15 protein-coding genes are annotated in these 26,584 nt (G+C 43.6%); 6 read left to right on the top strand and 9 right to left on the bottom strand.

Annotated features, from left to right (window positions below; genetic code table 11):
- Positions 1-191 precede the first annotated feature (191 nt).
- Positions 192-842 (bottom strand): DUF4377 domain-containing protein, encoded by a 651-nt coding sequence (locus tag QL982_RS03990; protein WP_290164719.1) that lies wholly within the window; start codon positions 840-842, stop codon positions 192-194.
- A gap of 281 nt (positions 843-1,123) precedes the next feature.
- Between QL982_RS03990 and QL982_RS03985 the strand changes: the two genes are divergently transcribed.
- Together QL982_RS03985 and QL982_RS03980 are read left to right on the top strand one after the other, a co-directional pair.
- Entirely contained in the window at positions 1,124-2,698 is a 1,575-nt protein-coding gene (locus QL982_RS03985) for an exonuclease SbcCD subunit D C-terminal domain-containing protein (protein WP_290164720.1), read from the top strand.
- A 97-nt stretch (positions 2,699-2,795) separates the two neighbouring features.
- On the top strand, positions 2,796-6,671 hold the full coding sequence (locus tag QL982_RS03980) for an AAA family ATPase (RefSeq protein ID WP_290164721.1): 3,876 nt from the start codon (positions 2,796-2,798) through the stop codon (positions 6,669-6,671).
- A gap of 113 nt (positions 6,672-6,784) precedes the next feature.
- Here QL982_RS03980 and QL982_RS03975 read toward each other — a convergent pair whose 3' ends face one another.
- On the bottom strand, positions 6,785-11,632 hold the full coding sequence (locus tag QL982_RS03975; RefSeq protein WP_290164722.1) for an NAD-glutamate dehydrogenase: 4,848 nt from the start codon (positions 11,630-11,632) through the stop codon (positions 6,785-6,787).
- Between the two features lie 455 nt (positions 11,633-12,087).
- Between QL982_RS03975 and purD the strand changes: the two genes are divergently transcribed.
- Positions 12,088-13,404, top strand: a complete 1,317-nt coding sequence (gene purD / locus QL982_RS03970) for a phosphoribosylamine--glycine ligase (RefSeq protein WP_290164724.1) — start codon at positions 12,088-12,090, stop codon at positions 13,402-13,404.
- A 362-nt stretch (positions 13,405-13,766) separates the two neighbouring features.
- Positions 13,767-15,167: an AarF/ABC1/UbiB kinase family protein gene (locus QL982_RS03965; protein WP_290164723.1), complete on the top strand. Its 1,401-nt coding sequence runs from the start codon at positions 13,767-13,769 to the stop codon at positions 15,165-15,167.
- 140 nt (positions 15,168-15,307) lie between these two features.
- Here QL982_RS03965 and QL982_RS03960 read toward each other — a convergent pair whose 3' ends face one another.
- Entirely contained in the window at positions 15,308-15,985 is a 678-nt protein-coding gene (locus QL982_RS03960) for a DUF938 domain-containing protein (protein ID WP_290165951.1), read from the bottom strand.
- A 194-nt stretch (positions 15,986-16,179) separates the two neighbouring features.
- On the opposite strand from QL982_RS03960, the gene QL982_RS03955 reads away from it, so the two are divergent.
- Positions 16,180-16,371, top strand: a complete 192-nt coding sequence (locus QL982_RS03955; RefSeq protein ID WP_290165953.1) for a DNA gyrase inhibitor YacG — start codon at positions 16,180-16,182, stop codon at positions 16,369-16,371.
- Between the two features lie 41 nt (positions 16,372-16,412).
- The gene (locus QL982_RS03950; protein WP_290165949.1) at positions 16,413-17,594 is read left to right on the top strand and encodes an aspartate aminotransferase family protein; all 1,182 of its coding nucleotides are present in this window, start codon (positions 16,413-16,415) and stop codon (positions 17,592-17,594) included.
- A 175-nt stretch (positions 17,595-17,769) separates the two neighbouring features.
- Here QL982_RS03950 and QL982_RS03945 read toward each other — a convergent pair whose 3' ends face one another.
- The 6 genes from QL982_RS03945 to QL982_RS03920 form a co-directional block, all read right to left on the bottom strand.
- Positions 17,770-18,669 (bottom strand): LysR family transcriptional regulator, encoded by a 900-nt coding sequence (locus QL982_RS03945; RefSeq protein ID WP_290165948.1) that lies wholly within the window; start codon positions 18,667-18,669, stop codon positions 17,770-17,772.
- Between the two features lie 234 nt (positions 18,670-18,903).
- Complete coding sequence (gene dnaX / locus QL982_RS03940) at positions 18,904-20,790, bottom strand: DNA polymerase III subunit gamma/tau (RefSeq protein WP_290190172.1); 1,887 nt, start codon at positions 20,788-20,790, stop codon at positions 18,904-18,906.
- Between the two features lie 69 nt (positions 20,791-20,859).
- Positions 20,860-22,122, bottom strand: a complete 1,263-nt coding sequence (locus QL982_RS03935; protein WP_290164932.1) for a hypothetical protein — start codon at positions 22,120-22,122, stop codon at positions 20,860-20,862.
- A gap of 116 nt (positions 22,123-22,238) precedes the next feature.
- Positions 22,239-23,777 carry a lysine--tRNA ligase gene (lysS, locus tag QL982_RS03930; protein ID WP_290164933.1) on the bottom strand — a complete coding sequence of 513 codons (1,539 nt, stop codon included), beginning with the start codon at positions 23,775-23,777 and terminating at the stop codon, positions 22,239-22,241.
- A gap of 131 nt (positions 23,778-23,908) precedes the next feature.
- The gene (gene prfA / locus QL982_RS03925) at positions 23,909-25,000 is read right to left on the bottom strand and encodes a peptide chain release factor 1 (protein ID WP_290164934.1); all 1,092 of its coding nucleotides are present in this window, start codon (positions 24,998-25,000) and stop codon (positions 23,909-23,911) included.
- A gap of 241 nt (positions 25,001-25,241) precedes the next feature.
- Positions 25,242-26,387, bottom strand: a complete 1,146-nt coding sequence (locus tag QL982_RS03920; protein WP_290164935.1) for a beta-ketoacyl-ACP synthase III — start codon at positions 26,385-26,387, stop codon at positions 25,242-25,244.
- Positions 26,388-26,584 lie beyond the last annotated feature (197 nt).

Genomic DNA, 26,584 nt, shown 5'->3' with positions numbered 1-26,584 from the left:
GTAGAGACATTTATATTATTAAATGCAATAGCCATAAACCTTGCAACGCAGCAAGAGCAAGATTTGGAGCAGTTGATTGTTGATTAAGGTTGTCTTCAAAAACAAAACCCCCCGTCAGTACATTGGCAGGGGTTTTTCATATAACGCTATTGATCTTTCATGAGCTATTCGTTTTTAATAATGATGAATTATTATTTGGTCTTTTTTTTCTCAATGACTTTTATCAATTTACTATCAATTGAGGATGCGTCAGCAAGCGGATTGCTAATAGGTGTATTCTTGATGAGTAAGGTGTATTCATAGTTAGGTTCAAAATCAAAACCTTCTATACCACTATATAGATACTGCCAGTCTGAGTTGGCTTGTTCAGCAGGCTTAGTTAGTAAGCATGATTGCAGCGCAACACCGACACAGTCTACTTGATGGTCAGCGATGATGATTTTGCGTAAAACATAAGGCATTGCTTGGACAGTAATTTGGCGCTTACTATCTACCTGTGATAGATCTCCCATCACTTCAACATAATCGCCTATAGCTAATTGTTGTATTTGATGGGCGTTTTTCTGACCAAAATTGGCTTCACTAATGTCAGCTATATAAGTCTGTCCATCCTGCGCCACGATAGTGACTTCTTGCTGCTCTCTGTTTTGCAAGATGATACCAGTCACCTGACCAATGATTGCGTCAGAATGACTCGGTTTAATCGAATGGATAAATGTGTTGCTATCTTTCATTTGACTCACACTGATTTTATTATTCATACTTGCTTGCTCATAACTGCTACAAGCAGCCAAAGAAGAAGTGGCAATTAAAGCCAATGTGCATAATCTGATAAACGACATAACGTACCCTTATTAATAATTTTTATATTACTGATGAATGCTTTGTTAATACGTTTGCGGTTAAGCAATGCTGTTTGACTTTCATCTCCATCATTCCTGCTATAAGAAATATCAGTCATTAAAATTTTATCATACTCTAGGGCGTGTCATCATTTAGATTGTGGCTCAATGTCACTACTCATTCTTATCTACTTTGCTTTACTGGTAAGTTTATAGCAAAGCAAACCCCACCAATTCTTGCTAGAATAATCGCTGTCTTTTATCTATCACGAAGTTCAATTATGCCTGTATCTGTTACCAAACCCTTAACCATACTCCATACTTCAGACTGGCATTTGGGGCGACGTCTATATGGACGCCTTCGTTATGAAGAGTTTGAGTCGTTTTTGCAGTGGTTACAAGACACTATTAGCGCACAGAAGGTAGATATATTAATCGTCGCTGGTGATATTTTCGATACCATGACGCCAAGTAATAAAGCCCAAGCGCTGTATTATGAATTTTTGGGTAAGGTCTCACGCTCATGCTGTCAGCATGTGGTGATAGTCGCAGGCAATCACGACTCCCCGACATTTTTGGATGCACCCAGTCAGGTGCTTAAGTTCTTAAACGTTCATGTGATTGGCACGGCTTGTGATGATTTGAATGATGAAGTATTAGTCTTGGGTGATGACGACAACAATCCTCATTGCATTATCGCCGCTGTGCCTTATCTGCGCGATCGGGATGTGCGTAGCAGTAGCGCTGGCGAGTCAGGTCAAACCAAAGACGCCAATGTTATTTCTGGTATTTGCAAGCACTATGATACCGTCGCAGACATCGCAAAAGCTAAGCAAGTCGACTTAATCGAAACACATCAGCGCTACATCCCTATCATTGCGACAGGTCACTTATTCGCTCTTGATAGTAAAACAACGGAGGATGATGGTGTTCGCGATCTTTATGTGGGCAACCTAGGTCAAATATCAGCAAGTATGTTTGATGACTGTTTTGATTATGTCGCACTTGGTCATTTGCACGTACCGCAGCGGGTCGGTGGTCGTGAGCATATTCGCTATTCAGGCTCACCCATCGCGATGGGGTTTGGGGAAGCCAAACAACAAAAACAAGTATTACTGGTACAGTTTGGCGGCGCAGAACATTTTGAGAACGAAGTCTCAGGGCTAAACATCGCACCTGATAGTGATACCTCTCAGCTTATCAATACAACCTCTCATGTTAAAACGGCCAAGCTTGAACAGCCAGTAGAAAAAACCGCTAAAAAAGTAACAGATCAGGCAACGCCTTTTATGGATGACTTGTTTGGTTTTGATGAGCCATCAGAAGATGAAGAGGTAGCACAATCTACTGCCATAGAAAATACGCTGGATCAACAAAATGAAAGCATTCAATCACTGCCGACTGATGCCACCACTACCACTAAAATCCTACACCGCGATGATGCTAATCAGATGCAAGTCATCTCCCTGTCCATTCCAAAATTTCAGCAACTGGCGCAAATATCTGGTGACCTCACCACGATTGAAAAAACCATTAAATCTATTGATCCAACTGAGTCCATTTGGTTAGAGGTTGTTTATACTGGAAATGAGATTATAAGTGGACTAAAAGAACAAGTTAATGAGATGGTAGAAAACTTGTCGCTTGAAGTGCTGATAACAAAAAATGCTAGCTCCTATAATAAAGTCCTCAATCAGCAGCAGACTTCCGAGAACTTGCAGGACTTAAATGAAATGGAAGTGTTTGAGCGTTGCTTGACGATAAACGACATACCCGATTCGCAAAAAGACTCATTGCGCGATGCCTATGGTCAGATACTTTATAACTTACGTCATGAAGACAAACAGGCAGAGTGATATAGGTTATATATCATGACCACTTCTCCTTATTTTTTTCTCCTTATCTTTCTCAATTTTTCGCAGTTGCGGCGATTACTAACATTAAGACTTATCCATGCGCCTAATCGAACTCAGACTAAAAAACCTCAACTCCCTAAAGGGTGAATGGCATATTGATTTTGCTGATACTGCCTTTACCAATGAAGGCATCTTTGCGATCACAGGACAGACTGGTGCTGGCAAGACGACCATATTGGATGCCATTTGTTTGGCGTTATATGGTGAGACGCCAAGGATCAATAGTATCAGTAAGAGCAGCAATGAGGTGATGACGCGGCAGACGGCAGAATGCTTTGCTGAAGTGGTCATTGATTTGAATGGCGAGCAGTATCGTTGCCGCTGGGGACAGCGCCGTGCTTACAATAAAGCGGATGGCAATCTACAAGATGCCACTCACGAAATTGCTAAAATAAACGCTGATGACTCGTCAAAAGAGGATGAGCTGCTAGAGAGCACCTTAAAACATACCAAAAATAAAATCATTGAACTGACTCGAATGGATTTTCAGCAATTCACTCGCTCTATATTGCTGGCTCAGGGCAGTTTTTCTGCATTTCTAAAGGCAAAAGCTGATGAACGCGCAGATATTTTAGAAAAAATAACTGGCACTGATATTTACGCGACCATCTCAGCACATGTCCATAATAAAAAACGCACTGAGGAAGAAATTCTCAGTAAGCTGCAATACGGTTTAGATGGCTTGATGCTGCTAGATACCGATGAAGAAAATCAGTTAAAAGCCGATTTACAGTCATATCAAAGTGCTCAAAGCGCACAGCAGCAGACCATTCAAGATTTGGCCGAAAAGATTCAATGGCTAGATAGCGTTACAGAGTTAAAAGAAAAACTGAATACTTATCAAAGTGACTTGGTGCAGGCTCAGCAAGCGCAGCAAGACTTTATCCCTAGTGCCAAACGCTTAACCGCTGCTAATAAAGCATTGGAGATTGACAGTCAATTCAGCCAGCTGGCTCATAGCCGCGACAATCTAAAACATTTGCAAGGTGAGCAGCAGAAAATAAGCAGCATCCTACCGAAAAAACAAGATGACTTAGAGCAAGCGACCACACATCTAGAGACAGCAAAAACTCGTCAACAAGCTGCCCACGAATCATTGCAATCTGCTCTACCTAATATTGCGCAGGCGCGCCAGTTGGATACAGACATTGCGCAGCATACACATGCTTTAAAAGAAACTGAGCAAAGGCAACAAACCCTAACGAGCAGCACCCAGCATTTAAGCAAAGAGATAGATGGCCATACACAACAGGCTGCGCACAATCAAAATCAGTTAGCAGATGTTGAGTACTATCTCACAAATAATAACGAACTCAGCAACATCGACAGCGATATTGACAGGTTTGAACGTCATTGCAAGAACCTAAAAGCACTGCTGCAAGAGAATACTGCCCTATCAGATGATAAAACAAGCCAACAGCAACAGCTCAACCAGTATCACACCAATTTTGACGCCTTAAATCAACAACAAAAGGTGAAAGATACTGCTATAGCAACGATGCAAGATAAATTGGCCGCTTTACAACGAGAGCAATCAGCATTTATTCAAGTGCAATCATTGGCTGATATGCGAGATGAGCAAGAGCAGATTGATGAAATCAACCGTCAGCTTGACCAGGCGAGTGTTAAGACAAAACAGCTCAAGGAGCTTAGCGTACAAGTAGAGAAAGTAGAAGCGGTCTTGCCAGTAATAAGTAACGACCTCACGAAGCGGGCAGGCTTAATCACTGATAGTGAATTGGCCATCAACGCTGCTAAAGACAAGCGGCAAGACAAACAAACCCAGCTGCATTTACTACAAAAAGTCGCCACCTTAGAAAACCATATCGCTGATCTAAAAGACGGTCACCCCTGCCCGCTGTGTGGATCGCTTGAGCATCCTTATAGTGCAAATCATCCGCACTTAGCGCAAGAAACGGAAGCAACGCAAACTCAGCGGCAAATAGCAGAGCTGGATACGACTATAGCCGATTTAGAAGATACTCTCTCTAAACATCGTATTACTCAGGCAAAAACACAACAGCAGTTTGCGCAACAGGAAGAGCAACAAGGCCTACTGAATCACCAAATACAAAAATTAAAGACAGATATCGACCAGCTTATCAGTTTATTAATCAATAAAGGTTATTCTCAATTTATCGCTGAAATATTAAAACCGTTGATGCAGATTGATACACATAACGATGCGTTGTCATTATTAGGCAGTATCAAAAATGCGCTAGGTGAACGTAGAGAGTCTCTTAAAAATGCGTTATCTCACTACGAATCGCTTAGCGAATCACTCTCTACGATACGTAATGACATCGAAGCGTTAGACAAAGAGCGGCGTGAGCTGGCAAGCACTATCAATGAGATTGAGAGCAATAGTGAAAAAATAGCATGGACGATAGAAAACTTAGACAAAAAATATCATGATAATTTTTCTGAATTGACTGTACTTAAGGCCGAGATATTAACGCTGTTAAATAAATATTCCGCTGGCAAACATCAGTCAGACGCAAAAACGGCGATACGATCTTCACTGCACTCATTACAACCGCTGATAGCCAGTATTGAAAACCAAGTCATACTAAACGAGGTGGATTACCATACTCATATCAATACATTGCGTCAGCAGCATGCTGCGTTTACGACCATAAAAAACGAGTTTAATAACTATAAAGAGCAGCAGCAAACGCTCATAACCGCACTGGGTCGCCTAGAAACACAAATCGAGACCAAGCAGTCTCAGCTCGATAAAGAAGAAAGTGAGCTTGGTAAACTGGTTCAACTCGTGGCAAAAAGAACTGAGGCGATTGAGAAATTACGAACAGACAGAGAGCGTGTTTTTGCTAACAAAGAGCCTGAATCGGAGGAACGTCGATTACGTGATGAGCTGGAGCAAGCCCAAATTGGCCAGACCTCTGCACAAAGGCAGCTGGACAATGCTGAGCACACACTTAGTCAATTGCTTGACACACAGCGACGTTTGAGTGAACAATTAAACACGGTGACTAGTACGCTTAGCAGCCAAGAAAATACCTTTAAGTCAGCGCTTGCCGCCTCTGATTTCGCTGATGAAATAGATTTTACTAAGGCACGCCTGCCCATCGATGAACGCAATGCACTCAAGCAGCAGCAAGAACATATTGGTTACGTGCTAAAGCAAGCGCAGTCTTTATTGGATGCAACACAAAAAACACTGGCGGATAAACAAGCCAATCCACTGACAACAGATGATAAAGAAACGCTTACCCAACAGCAGTCGCAAGCCCAAGATGAGTCTAATAAACGAATTGAATTAATTGGCGCAGTCAGTCAGCGTCTAAAAGATAATGAAGATAAGAAAAACACCCAGCAGGAACAGATGGATGCCATCAACGCTCAAAAAGACAAGTTGCAAGTTTGGCAACAGCTGCACAAATTGATTGGCTCGTCCGATGGCAAGAAGTACCGCACCTTTGCTCAAGGACTTACCTTTGACCTCATGGTCACTCACGCCAATACGAAATTGCAAAAAATGAGCGATCGCTATCTGCTCACCCGTGATGACGACAGTCCACTTGAGCTGAATGTGATTGATAATTATCAAGGTGGCGAAATTCGCAGCACCAAAAATCTCTCAGGTGGTGAAGGGTTTATCATTAGTCTGGCCTTGGCATTAGGTCTCTCACAGATGGCCAGTCAAAATATACGCGTAGATTCGCTATTTTTGGATGAAGGGTTTGGTACATTGGATGAAGAATCCTTAGATATTGCGCTTGATACGCTGACCAATTTGCAGCAAGAAGGTAAATTAATCGGGGTGATATCCCATGTGCAGGCACTAAAAGACCGCATATTAACCCAAATTAAGGTTGAAAAACTCTCTGGCGGCTTTAGCCAAATCAGTGGTCAAGGATGTCAGAAAGTGCTAGGCGAAAAAGCGTCATAAATTAAGCCAGTCAGCGGGCTGTTTTTCATTTAACTACGGCGTTTAGACAATAAAAAACCACCGAACATTAAGGACGGTGGTTTTTTGTTGGCTATTAATTATGTCATTGCTAGCTATTTAGTGACGAGGCCACTAAGCTCACTCATCAATACTGACAACGTTGAGAGGCCGATTTGATTATCTTCATCGTTGCTATAAAGATCATTTAGCTTATCCATCTCAGCTGTCACTGCGGCCAGTTGGTCGAGGTGTCTGGCTCTCCACTCACTAAATGCTTGCTTAGCATCTGGTTTTGAGAGTACCGCATCCATCAATAGGCGCAAGCTGCGTGATAGCTCATTTACTAGGGCGTGGCGTGCACGGCGATCCCAATAATCTTGCTGTGGCAATGTTGCGATATTGTCCATCATCCAGTCCAACTGCAATACTTGATAGGCTTCAAAGTATAGCGTGGCAATCTCATCGACAGGACGCTCATATTGCTCTGCCAGCAACGCGGCATCAAGCGCATCGACATGATACGGTAGCATTGCAAATAGCGTAGCGTCATTATCAGACAGATCTTTTTGCATCAAACGAGAGGTATCTTCTTGCAGATACTGTGCAAACTGCTGCTCAATAAAGCCACTTGGCTTGGTGAGTTTTTCAACACTATCACTGAAGCGGCTAATCATATCAGCGACTTGCAAGTTTTGACCAAAGGCATTGATAAACCAGACCACACCGCGCTCAAGTGAATCACGTAGACGCAGCTCAAGGTTTAGCAGTAATGTCGCGTCAACCTGATTGTCTAATGCTTCAAGTGCTTTCCAAGCGCGTGATACATTGAATACATCACGGCTAATCGCATAACCACGTACGATGGTGGCCAATGATTGATCGGTTTCCTCAAAGAGACGGAATAGTGCTTCAATGCCTAAGCGGTTGACCACACTGTTGGTCAGGTAAGTACTGATGATCTCGCGATGCAAGCGATGCTCAGTCATCTCATCAAAGAAACGTGACGCCAATTCGTCTGGGAAGTATTTACGCAGCTCATTGATAAAGTACGGATCATCTGGTAAATCAGACAGTAGTAAATTGTCATAGACCCACATTTTTCCATAAGCCAAGACCACTGCCAGTTCAGGATTGGTCAGGCCTGTATCTGCTTTTTGACGCTTCGCAATCTCTTCGTCTGATGGTAGATACTCAATCGCACGATCCAGACGCCCTTCACCTTCTAGCATCTGAATAAAGCGCTGATGATCGCTCAGGTTGGCTGCTGCTCGAATGTGGCTCAATTCGATGGCTTGTGGTTGCAAGTAGTTTTGACGCAGTACCAATTCTGACACGGTATCCGTCATGCTCTCAAGCAACTCATTACGCTGTTTCAACGTCATATCGCCTTGCTCGACCACTTTGCCAAGTAGGATTTTGATATTGACTTCATGATCTGAGCAGTTCACACCGCCTGAGTTATCAATCGCATCCGTATAAATACGGCCGCCTGTTTGTGCATACTCGATACGTCCTTGCTGAGTAAAGCCCAAGTTACCACCTTCGCCAACGATAGCCGTACGAAGCTCGTTACCATTGATACGTAGCGCATCATTTGCACGGTCACCCACGTCAGCATGAGTTTCGTTAGCGCTTTTGACATACGTGCCGATACCGCCATTCCAGATGAGATCAACAGGCGATTTTAGTAAGGCGCTGATTAATTCATTAGGTGCTAGGCTATCTTCATGGATATCAAAAATTTCTTTCATCTCTGCACTGATAGCGATGCTCTTATCTTGGCGCGAGAAGATGCCACCACCTTGGCTGATTAATGCTGCTTCATAATCTGCCCACGATGAGCGTGGCAATTCAAACAAGCGTGCACGCTCAGCATAAGAGGCCGCCGTGTCTGGATTAGGATCAATGAAGATATGCAGATGGTTAAAGGCAGCGACCAGTTTCGTATGCGTTGATAGCAGCATACCATTACCGAATACATCCCCACTCATGTCACCAATACCGACAACGGTGAAGTCATCACGGTTTTGGATGTCCATGCCGCGCATACGGAAGTGACGTTTAACCGACTCCCAACCACCACGTGCGGTAATGCCCATCGCTTTATGGTCGTACCCTACTGAGCCACCTGATGCAAAGGCATCATCGAGCCAAAAGTTGTACTCTGCTGCAAGCGCATTGGCGATGTCAGAGAAGGTAGCCGTACCTTTATCGGCTGCGACAACCAAGTATGGATCGTCTTCATCATGTCTCACCGTGTTGGCTGGCGGGACAATCACGCCGTCTACAATATTGTCCGTGACATCGAGCATACCGCGCAGGAATGTCTGGTAGCAGGCGATACCTTCTGCTTGGAATGCTTCACGGCCATCAGACATGCTTTTGGTCTTCACAATAAAACCGCCCTTAGAGCCAACAGGGACGATTACTGCGTTTTTGACCATCTGTGCTTTGACGAGGCCCAGTACTTCGGTACGGAAATCTTCCATACGATCTGACCAACGCAGACCACCACGGGCGACTTTGCCACCACGTAAATGCACCGCTTCGACGCGCGGTGAATACACAAATATCTCAAACATTGGCTTTGGTTTAGGTAAGTTTGGAATGTCTGCCGCCAAGAATTTAAACGACAAACGATCTTTACGCTGACCATTGCTGTCAGTTTGATAGAAGTTCGTACGCACCATCGCATTGATCAAATCTAAGTACCAGCGCAAGATACGATCTTCATCTAGGCTATCCACGTCTGCTAGTGCAGCGGTGATTTTCGCTTGAATCTGAGCAGTTTTTTCTTGACGGGTATCGAGGCTATACTTAGGATTCATGCGCGCATCAAATAGACTGCCGAGTGCCACACTGATATCGCTATTTTTGACCACGGTTTGTTGAATATAAGCACCAGAGAATGGCGCACGTGCTTGCAACATATAGCGAGACAATGCACGCAGCACAACCACATCATAAGTATCAAGCTTGGTGATCAATACTAGCTCATTGAATGAATCGCTTTCAACACGACCCGCCCAAATTTGCTTTAGGCTGTCTTCAAACTGACCACGTACTACTTGCATATTGACAGTATCGACATGCTCTAGCGTCAGCTCATACTCTTGCATCCAAATAGGCTGCTCTGGCAAATCAAACTCATAAGTCTGTGCTGAAATAACCGATACCCCAAAGTTTTCAAGTATTGGTAGCACTTTTGACAAGATAACAGGCTGTTCGCGACCGTATAGCTTTAGGTGGAGCTGATTACTTGCATCGCCTGTCGACTGGTATAAATGCCAAAGCATCGGTTGCTCTGCAGTCAGTCCCGCCAAACGCTTAGTGTCTTCGACGGCAGTACGTGCGTCAAAACGCTCTTGGTAGGCAGCAGGAATGTAATCCAAAAAGCGACGATTTAGGGCATTGGCTTGTTGCTCACCCACATTGTCGAGCAGCATTTTTTGATAATTATCATCCCATGACTGCATGAGTGCTGATAATTTATCTTCAAGGGTTGCGATATTGACGTCATTCACTTGACCTGGCACGGTACGTACATGGACGTGCACGCGTGCATGAGCAGATTCGTTGAACTCTGTGGTAAAGCCGGACGACATACCGTTATAGGCGTCTTTTAGGACATTTTGTACTTTGATGCGAAGCTCAGTGTTGAACTTGTCACGCGGGATATAGACCAAGCACGAAACAAAACGCTGGTAATGGTCGATACGGCTGAACAGACGCAGGCTCTTCTTATCTTGTAGCTGAGTGATACCCGAGACAATTGGGTATAGCTCTTCAACGCTGGCTTGAAACAGGTCATCACGCGGTAACGTATTAATCACATGCATCATTTTATGGTGAGCATGACCGTCACGTGGCAAATCTGCCATGGCCATAATTTTATTGGCTTTTTCGCGTAATAGCGGTATTTGCTGTACAGTCAGCTGATAGGCTTGTGACGTGAGCAAACCGATAAAGCGATATTCACCAATCAAGTTACCGTTGTCGTCAAACTTATGAATACCCAAAAAGTCCATATATACTGAGCGATGGACAGGTGAGACACGGCTTGATTTAGACAGCATCAACACGCGTGGCTCAGTCAATAGTTGCTTTAACTCTTTAGGCAATTGACTAAAGCTTTCTGATAGCTTGTCCTGTTCAGAGCCACGTAGCAGACCAAGACCGCTATTACCAATGGCAAATAGATCTAAGTCAGCAGGTTGAGAAGTGACTTCGATAGACTGACCACCTTCTAAGCGGTATTCACGATAACCCAAGAATATAAAATGATCATCTAAGATCCAATCTAAAAATGCTTGGATTTCTTGCTGTGAATAAAACACTTCTGGTAATGGCTTGGTAGAAAGCTCAGTTTTGATATCGTTTAGCTGTGCCCGCATCTGCTTCCAGTCACCAACGACGGTATCAAGGGTGTCAATTTTAGACATAAGCATTTGTTGCAGTGCTTCCAAGTCTTCGTTGTCTTGGTAAGCAATCTCACAATGAATCAATGACATATGAGAAGTCGCACTTTCATGTGCGCCTTCGATATGGGTAATCTGGCCGTCATCATCACGCTCAACACTGATAATGATGTTGTAAGTACGATGCACATCGATACCTTCAGCCTCAAGGCTCATCAAAATCGTATCAACTAAGAATGGTCTATCATAAGCTGCGATTTGGATGACGGTATGTGAGCTATGAAAATGTTGCTCTTCTGCGGCGGGATTTAGTACCGTTAACTGTGGTTTACTGCCATCGTAGGCTTTGAGCAGTGTAAAGTGATGTAGCGCCATGCCCGCCAAGTCAGCATTACTAATCGCCTCTGCGGTCTCTTGATGCAGTGGCTGATAATAGCTATGGATAAAATGATCAAATAACGATTTGTCTTTTTGTACATAACTGGTAGCAATATCGCTTATTTGGCTGATGCGCTCTGTGGCGATACTGAGAGAATTTGGCATTTCTTGCGTCCTTTATATAGATTTGATTTAACATTTATTTATTTGGGATTATTGATTCGTATTGACTGCTGGCATTGCACATTTATCTTTGCTGCAATGGTGCAGTGTATTATTCATGCGACTGATTTTATTTTTATGACTGTTAGAAACTTACTCCTTTTTTGCTCTTACTTTTTATGAATATCTAGCCATCAGAATTTAATACTAAAAATATAGTGAAGTGTAACGCACCTAAGGCGCGAGCTAAAGTGTACAACATCATTTCATGAATCAGCGATGTGTCGATAACCTTTACTAATGAGACAATCGCATTTAAGACACTGATATTGACGATTCGGTGCTGGCAGGCGGATACTCATAGTAATCAATGGCGTTTTTTTGTTAGAATATGCCAATATATTTAAGAGCGGACGACTCGCTCACTATTAACTTTAATGCTAAGGGCAAAAGGTATGATGAATATTTTGGTGGTTGGCTCAGGTGGTCGTGAACACGCGTTGGCATGGCAATGTGCAAAAGACGACAATGTAAAAAATGTTTACATCGCTCCTGGCAATGCGGGCACTGCCCTTGAGCCCAAATGCCAAAACGTTAATCTGACGCCTGCTGACACAGATGCAGGCGAGCATAGTCCCGTTATCGTGTTTTGTCAAAAAAATGACATTGATATGGTTATTGTTGGCCCAGAAGCCCCTTTGGTCACGGGCATCGTTGATGCTTGTCGTGATGCTGGCATCAAAGCATGGGGCCCAACAGCGTACTGTGCCCAATTAGAGGGCTCAAAAACTTTTGCCAAAGAATTCATGGAACAGAACAACATTCCAACCGCTGCTTATCAAGGTTTTACAGACGCAGTCGCTGCCAAAGCCTATGTCGACGAACAAGGCGCACCAATCGTTATCAAAGCGGATGGACTTGCTGCGGGCAAAGGCGTCATCGTTGCTGAAACCATCGAACAAGCACACGAAGCCATCGACGATATGCTAGCAGACAATAAGTTTGGTGATGCTGGCAGTCGTGTGGTCATCGAGCAGTTTTTGCAGGGTGAAGAAGCCAGCTTTATTTGTATGATTGATGGTGACAATATCCTACCAATGGCAACCAGCCAAGACCACAAACGTGCTTTTGAAGGTGATACAGGACCGAACACCGGCGGTATGGGTGCATACTCACCTGCACCAGTCGTGACCAATGATGTTCACAACAAAGTCATGCAGCAAGTGATTCAACCTGTGGTTGATGCCATGAATGATGCAGGTCACCCTTATACTGGCTTTTTGTATGCTGGCCTCATGATTGACAAAGCAGGCGATCCTTATGTCATCGAGTTCAACTGCCGTTTTGGTGATCCAGAAACGCAGCCTATCCTAATGCGCTTGCAGTCCTCAATGGTAGATTTGGTTGCACAAGGGCTAGCAGGACAGTTACCTAGTGAAGCCAAATGGGATGCCCGCCCTGCCCTTGGTATCGTCGTTGCATCAAAAGGCTATCCTGAAACCTCTTCAAAAGGCGATGTGATTGCTGGTTTGCCAGCGTTAGATGCCAATAATGACAATGCTGTCAAAGTCTTTCATGCTGGCACGGCATTTTCTAACCATCATGACAAAGAAGTGGTCACTAACGGCGGCCGTGTATTATGTGTGACTGCCCTAGCAGATAGTATCTCTGATGCTCAACAAGAAGCCCTTGCCGTCACTGCCGCTATTAGTTTCGATGGTGCGCAATATCGCCGCGATATTGGTCATCATGCTATTGCTCGCGAAAATATTTAGGCCGCTAAGCGATATTGGGTAACCTCTTAGATAACGTGAAGGTTTCGCTCAATATATTTGATTAATTATATTTTTGTACTTTATGGCTTTATAAGACCTAGCTTCGTGCTAGGTCTTATTTTTGAGACCGTTTTGATACTTATCTCTCGGTTTTAGAGTGCTCTGACTATAGTCATGTACAAACGTTCTAATTGATGACACACCCTAGATATTAGCTTACAAAGTAACTATCAATGGCCAGCTCAGGCTCATAAAACCAATGCGCTTTATATGATACAATTTTGTACCTGTGCATCACAACTCCCTTGTATTGTAGGTTTCGCACCCACAAATCAATACCAATTGGATGAATGATTATACTTATGGCAAATGATACGTCTAAACCTTTTAGCAACAAGCAATCAATCGATAGCCTAAAAACCTCAGGGTTTGACCGCCGTATGTCGATTGCCAAAACCTCCTTGAATATTGGTCGTCGTTGGGCGGGTAATAGTGTATCTGGCATGTTTTTAAACAAAGAAGCTCGTACCGCACGCAACCAAGCGTTTATGGAAGCTCAGGCAAATTATCTTGCATCAGAGCTTGGTAAACTAAAGGGTTCGGTCGTTAAGATTGGTCAAATGCTTGCAATTTATGGTGAGCACATCTTGCCGCCAGAGATCACGCGTGCTTTGCAAACGCTCAATGATGACACGGCGACACTGACATGGCCCACGATTGAAAAAACACTGCGTCAATTATTGGGTGAAAAACTGGCTGAGCTTGATGTTGATCAAGTCCCTATTGGAACGGCCTCTCTTGCTCAAGTTCACCGTGCAACCGTACTGGCAACTGGTGAACAAGTTGTTTTAAAAATCCAGTATCCAGGCGTGGCAGATGCTATCAATTCTGATCTTGCCTTATTTAAGCGATTATTAAAAGTCAGCAATATCGTCCCGCAAACACGGGCACTCGATGCTTGGTTTGAAGAGATACGTGACCTACTCCAGCATGAAGTTGATTATGAAGCGGAAGCCGATACGACAGAGCGTTTTTATGAGCGTTTAATCGATGATTCGCGTTATATCGTGCCTAAAATTAACCGCACTTATTCCAAAAAACGTTTGTTGTGCATGTCATACGAACCAGGTATCACGGTGGTTTCGGATGCGTTACAACTTTTGCCGCATGAGCGCCGCAATGCAATTGGTCAAGCCGCCATCGAAATCATGATGCAAGAGATTTTTGTATGGGGTGAGATGCAGACAGACCCTAACTTCGGTAATTATTTAGTGCGAGTGAGCGAAAACGAAGATGATATCGATAAGTTAGTCTTACTAGATTTTGGCGCGATTCGCCAGTTTGATGGTAACTTATTGACGATTGCACGTGGTCTACTGCGCGCAGGATACCGTCACGATCACCAAGCAATGACGCTTGCGATGCAGGGATATGATTTTTTCGATGGTATGAGTAATAAAGTACGTTCTGATATTGCCTCGTTATTTTTATTGGCTACAGAACCTTTTAGTGATCCTGAGCAAAATACCAACATTCCTAATGGTTGCTTGGACGAGCAAAACCGTTATATTTGGGCGAACAGTAAGTTGCATTCACGTTTATCAACTGAAGCCACTCGGGCTATGCAGTCCTTTGAATTCAACCTTCCACCAAAAGAGTTTATGTTTATTAGTCGCAAGTTTATCGGTGCCTATACCTTTTTGACCGTTCTGGATGCGTATACCAACTCTAATAACTTGGTTAAGCCTTACTTACCGCTTTAAATTGTGCAATTTTTTGAGCCGTCCTTTAGTGACGGCTTTTTATTGATTTAATTTATTTGCTTAGGCTATTTTATATTTGTTATTAATGTCTGCGTAAGGTTTGTCTATGTCTCCTTTATATATACTTAAGATTACTTAGGCTATTTATCTTCACTTATGGTGTTAATCTGCCAATTATCAAATCTTGTTTTATACCATTTTGGCTTACGAATGCTCAGCTCCCAGCATACTTCTTGCCGTGCCAGATACTTCACTTCAAAATGCGTGCGCTGGCTAGTGACTGGCACCCGAGAACGTGTCGATGGCAGGCACCATATTTTAGTTGCTTGGTGCTCTGCATTGTCCATATAGGATTCGATGTTGGTCACTAATATCACTTCTCCGCCCATCTGTAAGCGTGACAATAGAAACTCAAAAAAAGGCATGTTTAGCCACTGTTGATTTGGATTGTGCTGTTCAGGATTGGGATAAAGAATGAAAATTTTAGCCAAACTGTTTGGTTTAATGGCATGCACTGTCCATGCGATGGCATCAGCATGAATCGCATCTAAGTTCGATGCGTTTTGCAAGGTCGCCTGCTTTGAGAAAGCCTCAAATTTATTGCGTGTGCGCTCGATGGCTATCAGATGTTTATCAGGATTTTGCATTGCAAAACCAAGAGCATGCTTCCCCTTCCCTGCACCAATCTCCAGCACCAATGGTTTGTTATCTTTATTATCACTGATTATTTTTGGCGTAAAAAAATCACGTGGTGCTGACAGTTTTTGTGGTTGAAAGGCACGCTCTTGCTGATGCGTGAGCTCAGTATTATCGGTCATTTACTATCCTTAAAGCATTTGTCTTTTGTCATTATTCGGCCCCATGCTATTATATAGTCAATCCCATTGAATAGTAATACAACGACCGTAAGTACTGCTTGTTTCATCATAATTTAGATAATGAATGAATGCATTTTATGCGTCTGTTGTGTGCCACCGATACCTATAACATTCAGGATACACCCACTTTTATTATGACTGACTCTACCCAAAACACCTCTCCCAAGACCTATCCTTGTCCACGTTGTGGCACTCAGACGGCATGGCAAGACAATAAATATAAACCATTCTGTAGCAGCCAATGCAAACTGATCGACTTAGGTGCGTGGGCAAATGAAGACTACACGTTACCGGCGGAAACCACACCTTTCTCTGACGAGCTATAACCTACCCTTTTACTCCATTTATTATATCAAGGATGCTTTACATGTCTGCTACTTACCTGATGCCCACTTATAGTCGTCAACCTATCAGCTTTACACGCGGTGCAGGCAGTTGGCTCTATACCAAAGAGGATACGCCTTACTTAGATGCCCTAACTGGTATCGCAGTGTGCGGTTTGGGACACTGCCACCCACAAGTGACAGAAGCCATTCAACAGCAGGCAGCCACCTTGGTGCATACCAGTAATTTGTTTGGTATTGACTGGCAAGAACGCGCTGGGGAATCCTTATGTACTGCCGCTCAAATGGACAGTGTGTTTTTTGCCAATAGTGGTGCTGAAGCAAACGAAGCTGCATTGAAGCTTGCCCGTTTGTATGCGTCCCAACAAGGCTTTGCCCGTCCAAAAGTTATTGTAATGGAGCAATCATTTCACGGCCGTACGCTATTGTCGCTATCGGCCACTGCCAATCCAAAAGCACGTGAAGGTTTCTATACACTAGATGAAGACTTTATCCGTGTGCCATTTGGCGATATCGCTGCCGTTAAACAAGCTGCTCAAGAGCATGATGATATCTGCGCCATTTTTGTAGAGCCAATCCAAGGTGAGGGCGGTCTCAATACTGCAGCCAATGGCTTTATTTACCTTGAAGAACTACAAGCAGAATGTGAGGCTCATAACTGGCTATTCATGCTGGATGAAGTGCAGACAGGCAATGGCCGTACTGGCAAATACTTTGCTTATCAGCACAGTAATGCTCGCCCTGATGTATTGACGACTGCGAAAGGCTTAGGTAATGGTTTCCCAGTCGGTGCCTGCATGGTACGTGGCCGTGCGAATGGTTTGTTTGGGGCTGGTAGTCATGGCTCCACTTATGGTGGCACGCCTTTAGCCAGTCGTGTGGTACATAGCGTGTATGACGTACTAGCAAATAGCAATATCATGGAAAACGCAGTGACTGAAGGGTTGTTTATCCGAAACAGTATGGTCGATGCACTGGGACAGCACGGCGTTAGCAGTCGCGGTGCTGGTATGATGATTGGCATCGCGTTACCTGAAGATATGGATTGTAGCAAACTGGTGGATCGTGCCCGTGATGAGCAAAAGCTGATCATCAATGTGACGGGTGGTCATGTTGTCCGTTTGCTACCACCGCTTAATATGAGCCGTGATGAAAGCACACAGGTTGTTGAGCGTTTAATTAATCTATTGAAGCCATCATTTTAAGGCATGCTGTAATCTTAATAATAGACAATAAAAAAGCCTATAGATGATTTATTATCTATAGGCTTTTTGCTAACTGCTAACTGCTAACTGCTAACTGCTAACTGCTAACTGCTAACTGCTAACTGCTAACTGCTAACTGCTAACTAAAAAGTTTCGTGCGTAGTGAGAGCAACACTTAATTCACATGAAAGTATTTTTTCAGCACTTCTAGACAACGAGTGATTTTAGCGGGTTGCTGATCGCGATTTAAAGTAACCGCATATAGTACAAAGCTAGGCAACTGATAGCCAGTCAGCACTTCTACTAGCTCTCCACTCTCAAGCTCTTTTTTGACATCCATTTCTAACATTCTGATCAAACCGTGACCTTCTTTAGCCAAGGTAGTCGCCATAAGCACATTATTGGTATAGATACGTGAGTTCATCTTTGTACGTGATTTTTTGCCAGTTTCAGTCTGCACCATATCAATCTGATTGGCATCTTTCATAATTTCAATACAGATTAGCTGATGATCGGCTAAGTCTTTTGGTGTATTGAGTTTACTATGTTGACGTAAGTACTGAGGTGAAGCAACCAACAATTGGCGCACATCAGTCAACGGATGACTGCTGAGGCTAGAGTCATTAATCGACGGACTCATACGAATCGCGATATCGATGCGCTCATCAATCATGTCGATATAACGATTGTCCGCCAGATAAGTGACACTAAGATCATCGTGTGCTGCCATCCACGTAGAAAGTGCTGGCAATATATGATTGACACCAAGCTCAGGGGTCGTCGATATGCGTAAGCTGCCTGCTAGCTCGTCACGCAATTGATTGACTTTGATTCGCCCTTGCTCAGCGGCACTCACCACATCTTTTGCTGCTTCATAAAAGCTTTCGCCAGCCTCTGTTAAGCTGAGCTTACGAGTTGATCGATGCAACAACACCACGCCAAGCTCATTTTCTAACGAGCGAATTTGCTGACTGACTGCACTGGTTGTAATACCAAGCTCACGTGCTGATCCACTAAAAGAACCATGTCCGACCACACTGGCGAACACAGCCATACCGCGTAAATTATCCAACATATTCTCACCTAAACGTCATTTCATTTTTTAATATAACTTAACCAGTATAACGACTCTACATTCATCTTATCGTTATTAAATGATTCTGTCTTGTTTGATAAATATATTTTGACTCGTAATAAAAACAAAAATATCAAGGCGATAGATTATTATCACCTTGATATTTTATATAAAACCACGTCCAATATATAAGTATGCTTTTTAGATATTTTTAACCATAGTCTCTCTAAAATCTTAATACAGCTGCACTTTGCCCATTTTTCCTTCACCTCGCTCGGTCAAATACTGCATCACTGGCGTCTTTAGTAATTTCATCTCGGCAACTGTTTTGGCTTGCTCCAGACGTTTTTTCTGTCGATGCTCAGGGGTTTTGTCCTCGGTCTGCATGATACTACTATCAATTTTTAAGTCAATGTTAGCTTGCATGAACTGTTGTTGCAGCTTGGTAGCTAACTGCTGAAAAGTGACCTGTAAATGCTTACTATCAACACTGGTCAAAAATATTGCTTGGCCATTACATTGACCAGTCATCGTACCTTGACGTGCCAGTGCTAGCTCATCTTGTGCCAATACCTCGCTTTCACGAGCCGTTTGTAACCAGTAGTCCCATTTTTCTGGGTTCCACTCACCAGTCAGCTCTTGAGGTGGACAGCGTAGTAATGTGCGCGGATCTTCATCAGCTGATGATATTAATTGAGAATCATTTGCGCTAGGCTCAACAACGGGTTCAGGCTCAACAACGGGTTCAGGCTCAACAACGGGTTCAGGCTCAACAACGGGTTCAGGCTCAACAACGGGTTCAGGTATGGCACGAGTCGCTGTCTGTGCTAAATTGTCATTATCATAAATGGCACTTTGCCGCTCATCATGATGTTGCGCCTGATAATCAACGTCATAAATTTGTGATGGTGCTGACGCTTCATGTGCCATCGCAGTTGAGGGCAGCGTCGAAGAAGTCGTCTCTATGACTGGTGTTTTTGTAGCAGATGCCTCACTGTCATAAGTGTTACTTAGTACTTCATCGACTGGCAAGGGACGAAAGGCCAGCAAACGCAAAATGCACATCTCAAGCGCTTGCATCGGTGTACTTGCAAGCTTGACCCCTTCACGTGCTTGCACCACAATTTCATAATACAGTTGCAAGACATCAGGGCTAATATGCTGGGCAAGCGTATAAATATCTTTTGCCTGCGCCTCGTTTACATTGAGGGCAACCTCAGGCAGCAGCTGGGTCAATGCCAACTGGTGAAGTAGCTCAGCCAGCCCATCAAACATGCTAGTCGCATCAACCATTTGCGCGCGCATTTGCTCAATATGAGTGGCGACCGCAGACTTATCATGATTATAAACATCTGTAATCAGGCGTACTAAGTCGGCCGCATCAATGAGACCAAGCATTGCATTGACAGTCGCATCATCCAGTGCTCCTTGACCAAAAGCAATGGCCTGATCGGTCAAAGATAAAGCATCACGCACAGAGCCTTTGGCAGCGCTTGCCAGTTGCCAAATGGCAGGCTGAGTATACCCAACCTGCTCTTTAGTTAAGATATTTGCTAAGTGCTCACTAAGCAATGCTTGTGGTAGCGGACGCAGCACGAACTGTAAGCAGCGCGAGATAATCGTAATCGGTAGCTTTTGTGGATCGGTCGTCGCTAGCAAAAACTTTACGTGCTCAGGTGGCTCTTCTAACGTCTTGAGGAGCGCATTAAAGCTATGTGTAGACAGCATGTGTACTTCATCAATCAGATAGACTTTATAACGCCCTTGGCTGGGCGCATAAGGCACATTGTCTAACAATTCACGTGTGTCTTCGACTTTGGTACGCGAGGCTGCATCAATCTCAATCAGATCAATAAAGCGGCCTTGATCGATAGCGACACAATTATCACATACACCGCAAGGCGTACTGGTGATGCCTGTATCACAGTTCAAGCATTTAGATAAAATACGCGCAATCGTCGTCTTACCCACACCGCGTGTGCCAGTAAATAAATAAGCATGATGCAGACGATTATAATCAATCGCATTAATCAGTGCCTGCGAGACATGCGTCTGCCCGATCAATTCATGAAAGTTTTTGGGACGATATTTGCGAGCTAAAACTTGATATTGCTGCGTCATAATAAATGCCAATGTGAATAATACAAATATAGATAAATCGTCAAGCCAGCGATCTATTTTAGGGTCAAATCATAACTGAGCTTGTAGTTGTGCCAGTCGTTCATGCAAACGCTGAGTGCTTGCATCAATAATTGAACCCACTTGATGAAAAACATCCAAATACACTTCAGTATTTACGCTGTCCTCACACGGTCTGAACTCTACGCCAAGCAAAAACAAATCGTCCATTACTGGCTCCTGTAGTTGGGCATTTAGGTCTGACAGTAAGTCTTGGTGAGACAGGCGAACATGCGCGGCACTCAACAGGCTGCTATCGTCTTGCGCATAAAACACCATCAAATAATGGCGTCCAAATATATGATAAGAATGCTCATGACAAACATAACCATTCCAGCGAGAGTCTTGATCGATGGTTCTATACGCTAATATTTTTTCTACCAAACACGCATAGGTATACATTGACTCATCAGCCAAAATATCGATCTGCTCTTTGTGCAATGGCTGCCCAGCTTCGTGATAACGTTCGATCACACTATTGAACAGCTTGTACCACATCCGCGTATTTTTTTGAACCTCTGCCATTAATGTATTGGCAAATACCGCCTGATTCGGTTCTATAACTTGCAGCAAACGGTGTTCAATCTGATCGATTAACTCATTATTCAGTAACTGCACTTGGACTTTGATCGCTCTATGATGAAAGTTAGGCGACTGCAAAAACTGTTTTAGTAATATCGATTCGTTTTGAAACGGTTCAGAGTTGGTCAACTGACCACGATGAAAATCTAAAAACGCCGTCAAATCACTTGGCGTTACTAATTGGTTGAGTATGTCAGCGAAGTTTTGATGACTAAATACTTGTAAAACACGCCGATCATCGTCCAAATCTAGAACACAGTCTTCAGCAAAAAACCGACTGCCATACTCATAACCAACCGTATAAGAGGATGACTTTGATTGAGCATCGTGATGCTTGATAGACAGTGACGTTAAGCCGATAAAATAAACATTTTTATCCGCTAGCGCCGCTGCTCTCTCTGCAACCAACGTCTCGTTTCTTTGATAAATCTGGGCATGCCGTTTGATTAATTGATTAACAACTGCTTTTCTCCACTCCCGAACTTGCGCACTATCCACTTCTTGCTTATTGGCTTGCACCACTACATCATTGACGATGAGATAAATAGTCGCTCTAGAGAATCTGAAAACAAAATCGTAACCCTGAAAAATTTCAGGGTCAGCGAGTGTATCGTCAGATAATTCGTATAAAGACAAATAGCTTTGTTGAATCATTTTTTGCCAAAGCGAATGTGAGGATTGCTGAGTATCCATAACGTCCCTATAAACGAGGTAGCATAAAAAAGCTCACACCCATTTTTCCAACATAGGTAAAAGCTCTTTTATATTCCGTTGAGTGCCAGTATGGATTTATGGCAAGCAAATCCACTTTAGCTTTCGATTTTGCGGCGCATGTGTGGAAATAAAATCACATCACGAATGCTGGCAGAGTCAGTAAATAACATCACTAGACGATCAATACCAATACCCTCACCTGCTGTCGGTGGCAGACCATAAGACAATGCTTCGATATACTCTTCGTCAAAATGCATGGCCTCATCATCGCCAGCGTCTTTTTCAGCAACTTGGCCACGGAAGCGCTCAGCTTGATCTGCTGGATCATTGAGCTCGCTAAAGCCATTGGCCAATTCACGACCACCAACAAACAATTCAAAACGATCGGTAATCTCAGGATTGTCATCACTACGGCGCGCTAGTGGTGATGTCTCAGCTGGATACTCAGTGATGAACGTTGGCTGACGCAACTGATGCTCAGCGGTTTCTTCAAAAATGATGGTTTGCAGTTTACCCACACCAAACACATCTTTTACTTGCTGCTTAAGTACCGTTGAGGTGTACTCTGCTAGATATTCGCGATCATTGATACGCGCCATATCGAAGTTTTCTGCATATTTTGCAATCGCATCAGACATCGACAAACGAGCAAATGGTGCTTTTAGGCTAATGGCTTCTTCTTGATAAGTCAGCTCTGTCGTGCCCAATACATCGGTTGCTAGTTGATTGAACAAGCGCTCTGTCAAATCCATTAAATCATGATAATCAGCGTATGCTTGATAAAACTCAATCATGGTGAATTCAGGATTATGACGGGTAGAGACACCTTCGTTACGGAAACTGCGGTTAATCTCAAAAACTCGCTCAAAACCACCGACCACTAAGCGCTTCAGATACAGCTCAGGCGCGATACGTAAGTATAATGGCATGTCCAAAGCATTATGATGCGTCACGAATGGACGTGCTACTGCACCACCTGGAATCGGATGCATCATTGGCGTTTCAACTTCCATAAAACGCTCATTTAGCATAAATTGACGAATCCCGCTAACAATCTGACTGCGAACCATAAAGGTATCGCGAGTTGTCTCATTGGTCATCAAATCAAGATGACGATTGCGATAGCGGGCTTCTATATCAGCCAAACCATGGAATTTGTTTGGCATTGGGCGTAGTGATTTGGTTAGCAGCGTGATTTCTTCGATATGCACATACAAATCACCTTTGCCTGAACGACCGATATAGCCTGACACCCCAACGATGTCGCCCAAATCTAGTGATTTGATGCTCGCACGCGTCTCGTCATCAAGCTCTTTACGTGCCACATACAACTGAATACGACCAGTCATATCTTGGATCACAATGAATGATCCACGGTTGAGCATGACTCGACCTGCTACGTTAACCTGTGTCTTTTCGCCATTCGCCGCTTTTTCTTCAATCTCTTGCTTTGATACACCATCAAAAGCTGTTTGTAAGTCTTGCGCATAATCAGTGCGTTTGAACGTATTAGGATACGGCTGTTTACCTGAAGCACTGATATCATCTAGCTTGGCTTGCAGTTGTGCGATTAGCTCGTTAGCATCTTCTACGACTGGGGTTTGATCTTGGTTCTGATTATTGTGCTTTGACATAACACTCTCAATATTTTTAGGTAATTAAATGGATAAACGAAAACAGAAAAATTAAATCAATATTTATTGTTATAAAAACTGACATCGTGATGAAGGGCAATCAAACTGCCCACTTTGTGTAGGATTGGCTCCTAGTCACCGCCACCAATACTCGCCATCAGATCCGCCTGATGCTCACGTAGTAGTGAGTCAAGTATCTCATCCAAGTCGCCTTCCATGATAGAGTCGAGCTTATAAAGCGTTAGGTTAATACGGTGGTCGGTCATGCGACCTTGCGGGAAGTTGTAAGTTCGAATACGCTCACTACGGTCGCCACTGCCGATTAAATCGCGGCGCATCGAATCAGCAACATCGACTTGTGCTTGTACTTTCACTTGCTGAATACGTGAGATAAGCATTTTCATCGCTTGGGCACGGTTTTTATGTTGGCTACGCTCTTGTTGACACTCTGCGACTGTGCCTGTCGGAATATGGGTCAAACGTACCGCTGAATCGGTGGTGTTGACGTGCTGACCACCAGCGCCGCTTGAACGGAAGGTATCAAAGCGAATATCGGCTGGGTTTAGATCTACTGTATCATCAATCTCAACTTCAGGCATGACCGCAACGGTACAAGCTGAGGTATGAACGCGGCCTTGGCTCTCGGTTTCAGGCACACGCTGCACACGGTGTACGCCAGATTCGAACTTTAAGCGACCGTAGACGCTGTTGCCTGATACGCGAGTGATGATCTCTTTGTAGCCGCCATGCTCGCCTTCGCTGGCAGACAATACTTCCATGGTCCAACCCTGGCTTTGCGCGTATTTTTGATACATGCGGAACAAATCACCAGAGAAAATCGCTGCCTCGTCGCCACCCGTACCTGCACGAATCTCCAAAAATGCTGGCACTTTGTCATTAGGATCTTTTGGTAGCATCATGAGATTGAGCGCCTCTTCCATCTGGGCGATGGTATCACGCGCACTATCAATCTCATCGATCATCATCTCTTTCATGTCAGGATCTGTTGCATCGGCTAACATAGCTTCTGCATCGGCCTGATCCGTTTCTGCACCCACATAATTTTGCCACAACGTCGTGATATCCATCAAATCGCTGTGCTCGACAGACAATTCACGAAATTTGTTATTATCACTGATGACACTAGGATCGGATAATAAAGCGGTAACCTCTTCATAACGGTCTACCATCTGGTCTAAACGCAGGCGTAAGGATTCTTTCATAAAAGGACTTTTAATTAAATGAGGGGAATAAGAGCGTGATTATAGCAAATTTTTTGGGGTAAATTAAAACCTCTAAGCATTCTTGTTGATATTCTCATCATTCTTGCCATTATATTTTCAAATATTTCTCTTTATTCTTAAATGGAGCTACTCAGTTTCCATCACAAAATTAACAGACAAAAAAAATAGCCAAGAAGTGTCTCAGCTATTTTTATCAGGATAAAAGGCTTAAAACTAAAAATTACACCTTACGAACCAATACTGAACCAATAGAGTAACCCGCACCGAATGAGCAAATAACGCCCAAATCGCCTGACGCTAGATCATCTTTATAGCGATGGAAGACAATCATTGGACTGGCTGAACTGGTATTGGCAAATTCAGCAATGACGCTTGGCACGATGGCTTTATCGGCTTCTTTACCGACGACCGTGCGTAAAATCAGATCCAACATATTGGCATTGGCTTGATGTAGCCACATCATCTTGATGTCAGACGTTGCTATGTTGTTTTCTTGCAAGTGCTCAGTAATGACCTCTGACACCTTCGGACAAACTTCACGGAATACTTTGCGACCATTTTGCAAAAATAACTTGTCAGTAACAGGTTCTTTGATATCTGGATACATCTCAGTCTGTGCGGCCAAAAACTCCGAACGATCCATAAAGCCGTATTCGTTTTTGATATTGGTCGAAAATTGCGTGAATAGCTTAGCGTTTAGAATCTCGTAACCTCTTGGTGTATCCAATTCTTCGACGATAGACGCAGTGGCCACATCACCAAAGATAAAGTGGCTGTCACGGTTGCGCCAGTTCAGATGCGCTGAGGTAATCTCTACGTTGACCACAGCGATGCGCTTGGCCAGACCAGAGACGATAGATCCATGGGCTTGTGATAGACCAAAGGTCGCTGCACTACAGGCGACATTCATGTCATAAGCAAAACCACCAATCATACCAATCTCGTTTTGAATCTCGATGGCAACTGCTGGATAAGTACGCTGAAAGTTCGAGCAAGCAAGGATGATACCATCCAAATCATTGGCTTCTAATCCTGCATCAGCCAAAGCATCTCTTAACGCGGCAGCGCCCATTTCTGCCATGATAGACAGCTCTTCACCCAAATGACGATAACGAATCACTGGTGCCATGATTTCAGGGTCTAAGATACCGTCTTTTTCCATCACATAACGTGATTTGATGCCAGACACTTTTTCAATAAAGGCCGCTGATGAAGGCTGAAGTGCAGTCACTGTCTCTGCCGCTATCTCGTCAGCATGCTTTGTATTATAATTTTCAACATACTGGTTAAATGACGCTACTAACTCTTCATTGCTGATGCTATAAGGTGGGATGTATAGGCCTGTGCCTGTGATACAAGTCGTCATGATAAGCTTCCTTGTCTACTACTATAGTGCTTGGAATAAGCATAAAGGTTGAAAAATAACAGCCATTTACTTTCGGTGAATAACTGTAAACTTAAAATCAGTGGCTTTATTATGCCTGAATATTATAATTTTTCTAATACTTTGTTACAAATAACCTGTTTGTTGCGAAAAACAAGCAAAGACTGACGGGTTTTTGC

Source organism: Psychrobacter sp. 5A.1, from assembly GCF_030407455.1.
GTDB lineage: Bacteria > Pseudomonadota > Gammaproteobacteria > Pseudomonadales > Moraxellaceae > Psychrobacter.
Note: the sequence above shows the minus strand (reverse complement) of the source record. Positions and strands in the feature narration are given on the sequence as shown.

What these genes read in the sequence shown, in the direction of transcription:
- dnaX (WP_290190172.1), bottom strand. Translation starts at nt 20,790, where the DNA reads ATGACGCAGCAATATCAAGTTTTAGCTCGCAAATATCGTCCCAAAAAC.
- QL982_RS03945 (WP_290165948.1), bottom strand. Translation starts at nt 18,669, where the DNA reads ATGTTGGATAATTTACGCGGTATGGCTGTGTTCGCCAGTGTGGTCGGA.
- QL982_RS03920 (WP_290164935.1), bottom strand. Translation starts at nt 26,387, where the DNA reads ATGACGACTTGTATCACAGGCACAGGCCTATACATCCCACCTTATAGC.
- QL982_RS03950 (WP_290165949.1), top strand. Translation starts at nt 16,413, where the DNA reads ATGTCTGCTACTTACCTGATGCCCACTTATAGTCGTCAACCTATCAGC.
- QL982_RS03975 (WP_290164722.1), bottom strand. Translation starts at nt 11,632, where the DNA reads ATGCCAAATTCTCTCAGTATCGCCACAGAGCGCATCAGCCAAATAAGC.
- QL982_RS03980 (WP_290164721.1), top strand. Translation starts at nt 2,796, where the DNA reads ATGCGCCTAATCGAACTCAGACTAAAAAACCTCAACTCCCTAAAGGGT.
- lysS (WP_290164933.1), bottom strand. Translation starts at nt 23,777, where the DNA reads ATGTCAAAGCACAATAATCAGAACCAAGATCAAACCCCAGTCGTAGAA.
- QL982_RS03990 (WP_290164719.1), bottom strand. Translation starts at nt 842, where the DNA reads ATGTCGTTTATCAGATTATGCACATTGGCTTTAATTGCCACTTCTTCT.
- QL982_RS03965 (WP_290164723.1), top strand. Translation starts at nt 13,767, where the DNA reads ATGGCAAATGATACGTCTAAACCTTTTAGCAACAAGCAATCAATCGAT.
- prfA (WP_290164934.1), bottom strand. Translation starts at nt 25,000, where the DNA reads ATGAAAGAATCCTTACGCCTGCGTTTAGACCAGATGGTAGACCGTTAT.
- QL982_RS03985 (WP_290164720.1), top strand. Translation starts at nt 1,124, where the DNA reads ATGCCTGTATCTGTTACCAAACCCTTAACCATACTCCATACTTCAGAC.
- QL982_RS03955 (WP_290165953.1), top strand. Translation starts at nt 16,180, where the DNA reads ATGACTGACTCTACCCAAAACACCTCTCCCAAGACCTATCCTTGTCCA.
- QL982_RS03960 (WP_290165951.1), bottom strand. Translation starts at nt 15,985, where the DNA reads ATGACCGATAATACTGAGCTCACGCATCAGCAAGAGCGTGCCTTTCAA.
- QL982_RS03935 (WP_290164932.1), bottom strand. Translation starts at nt 22,122, where the DNA reads ATGGATACTCAGCAATCCTCACATTCGCTTTGGCAAAAAATGATTCAA.
- purD (WP_290164724.1), top strand. Translation starts at nt 12,088, where the DNA reads ATGAATATTTTGGTGGTTGGCTCAGGTGGTCGTGAACACGCGTTGGCA.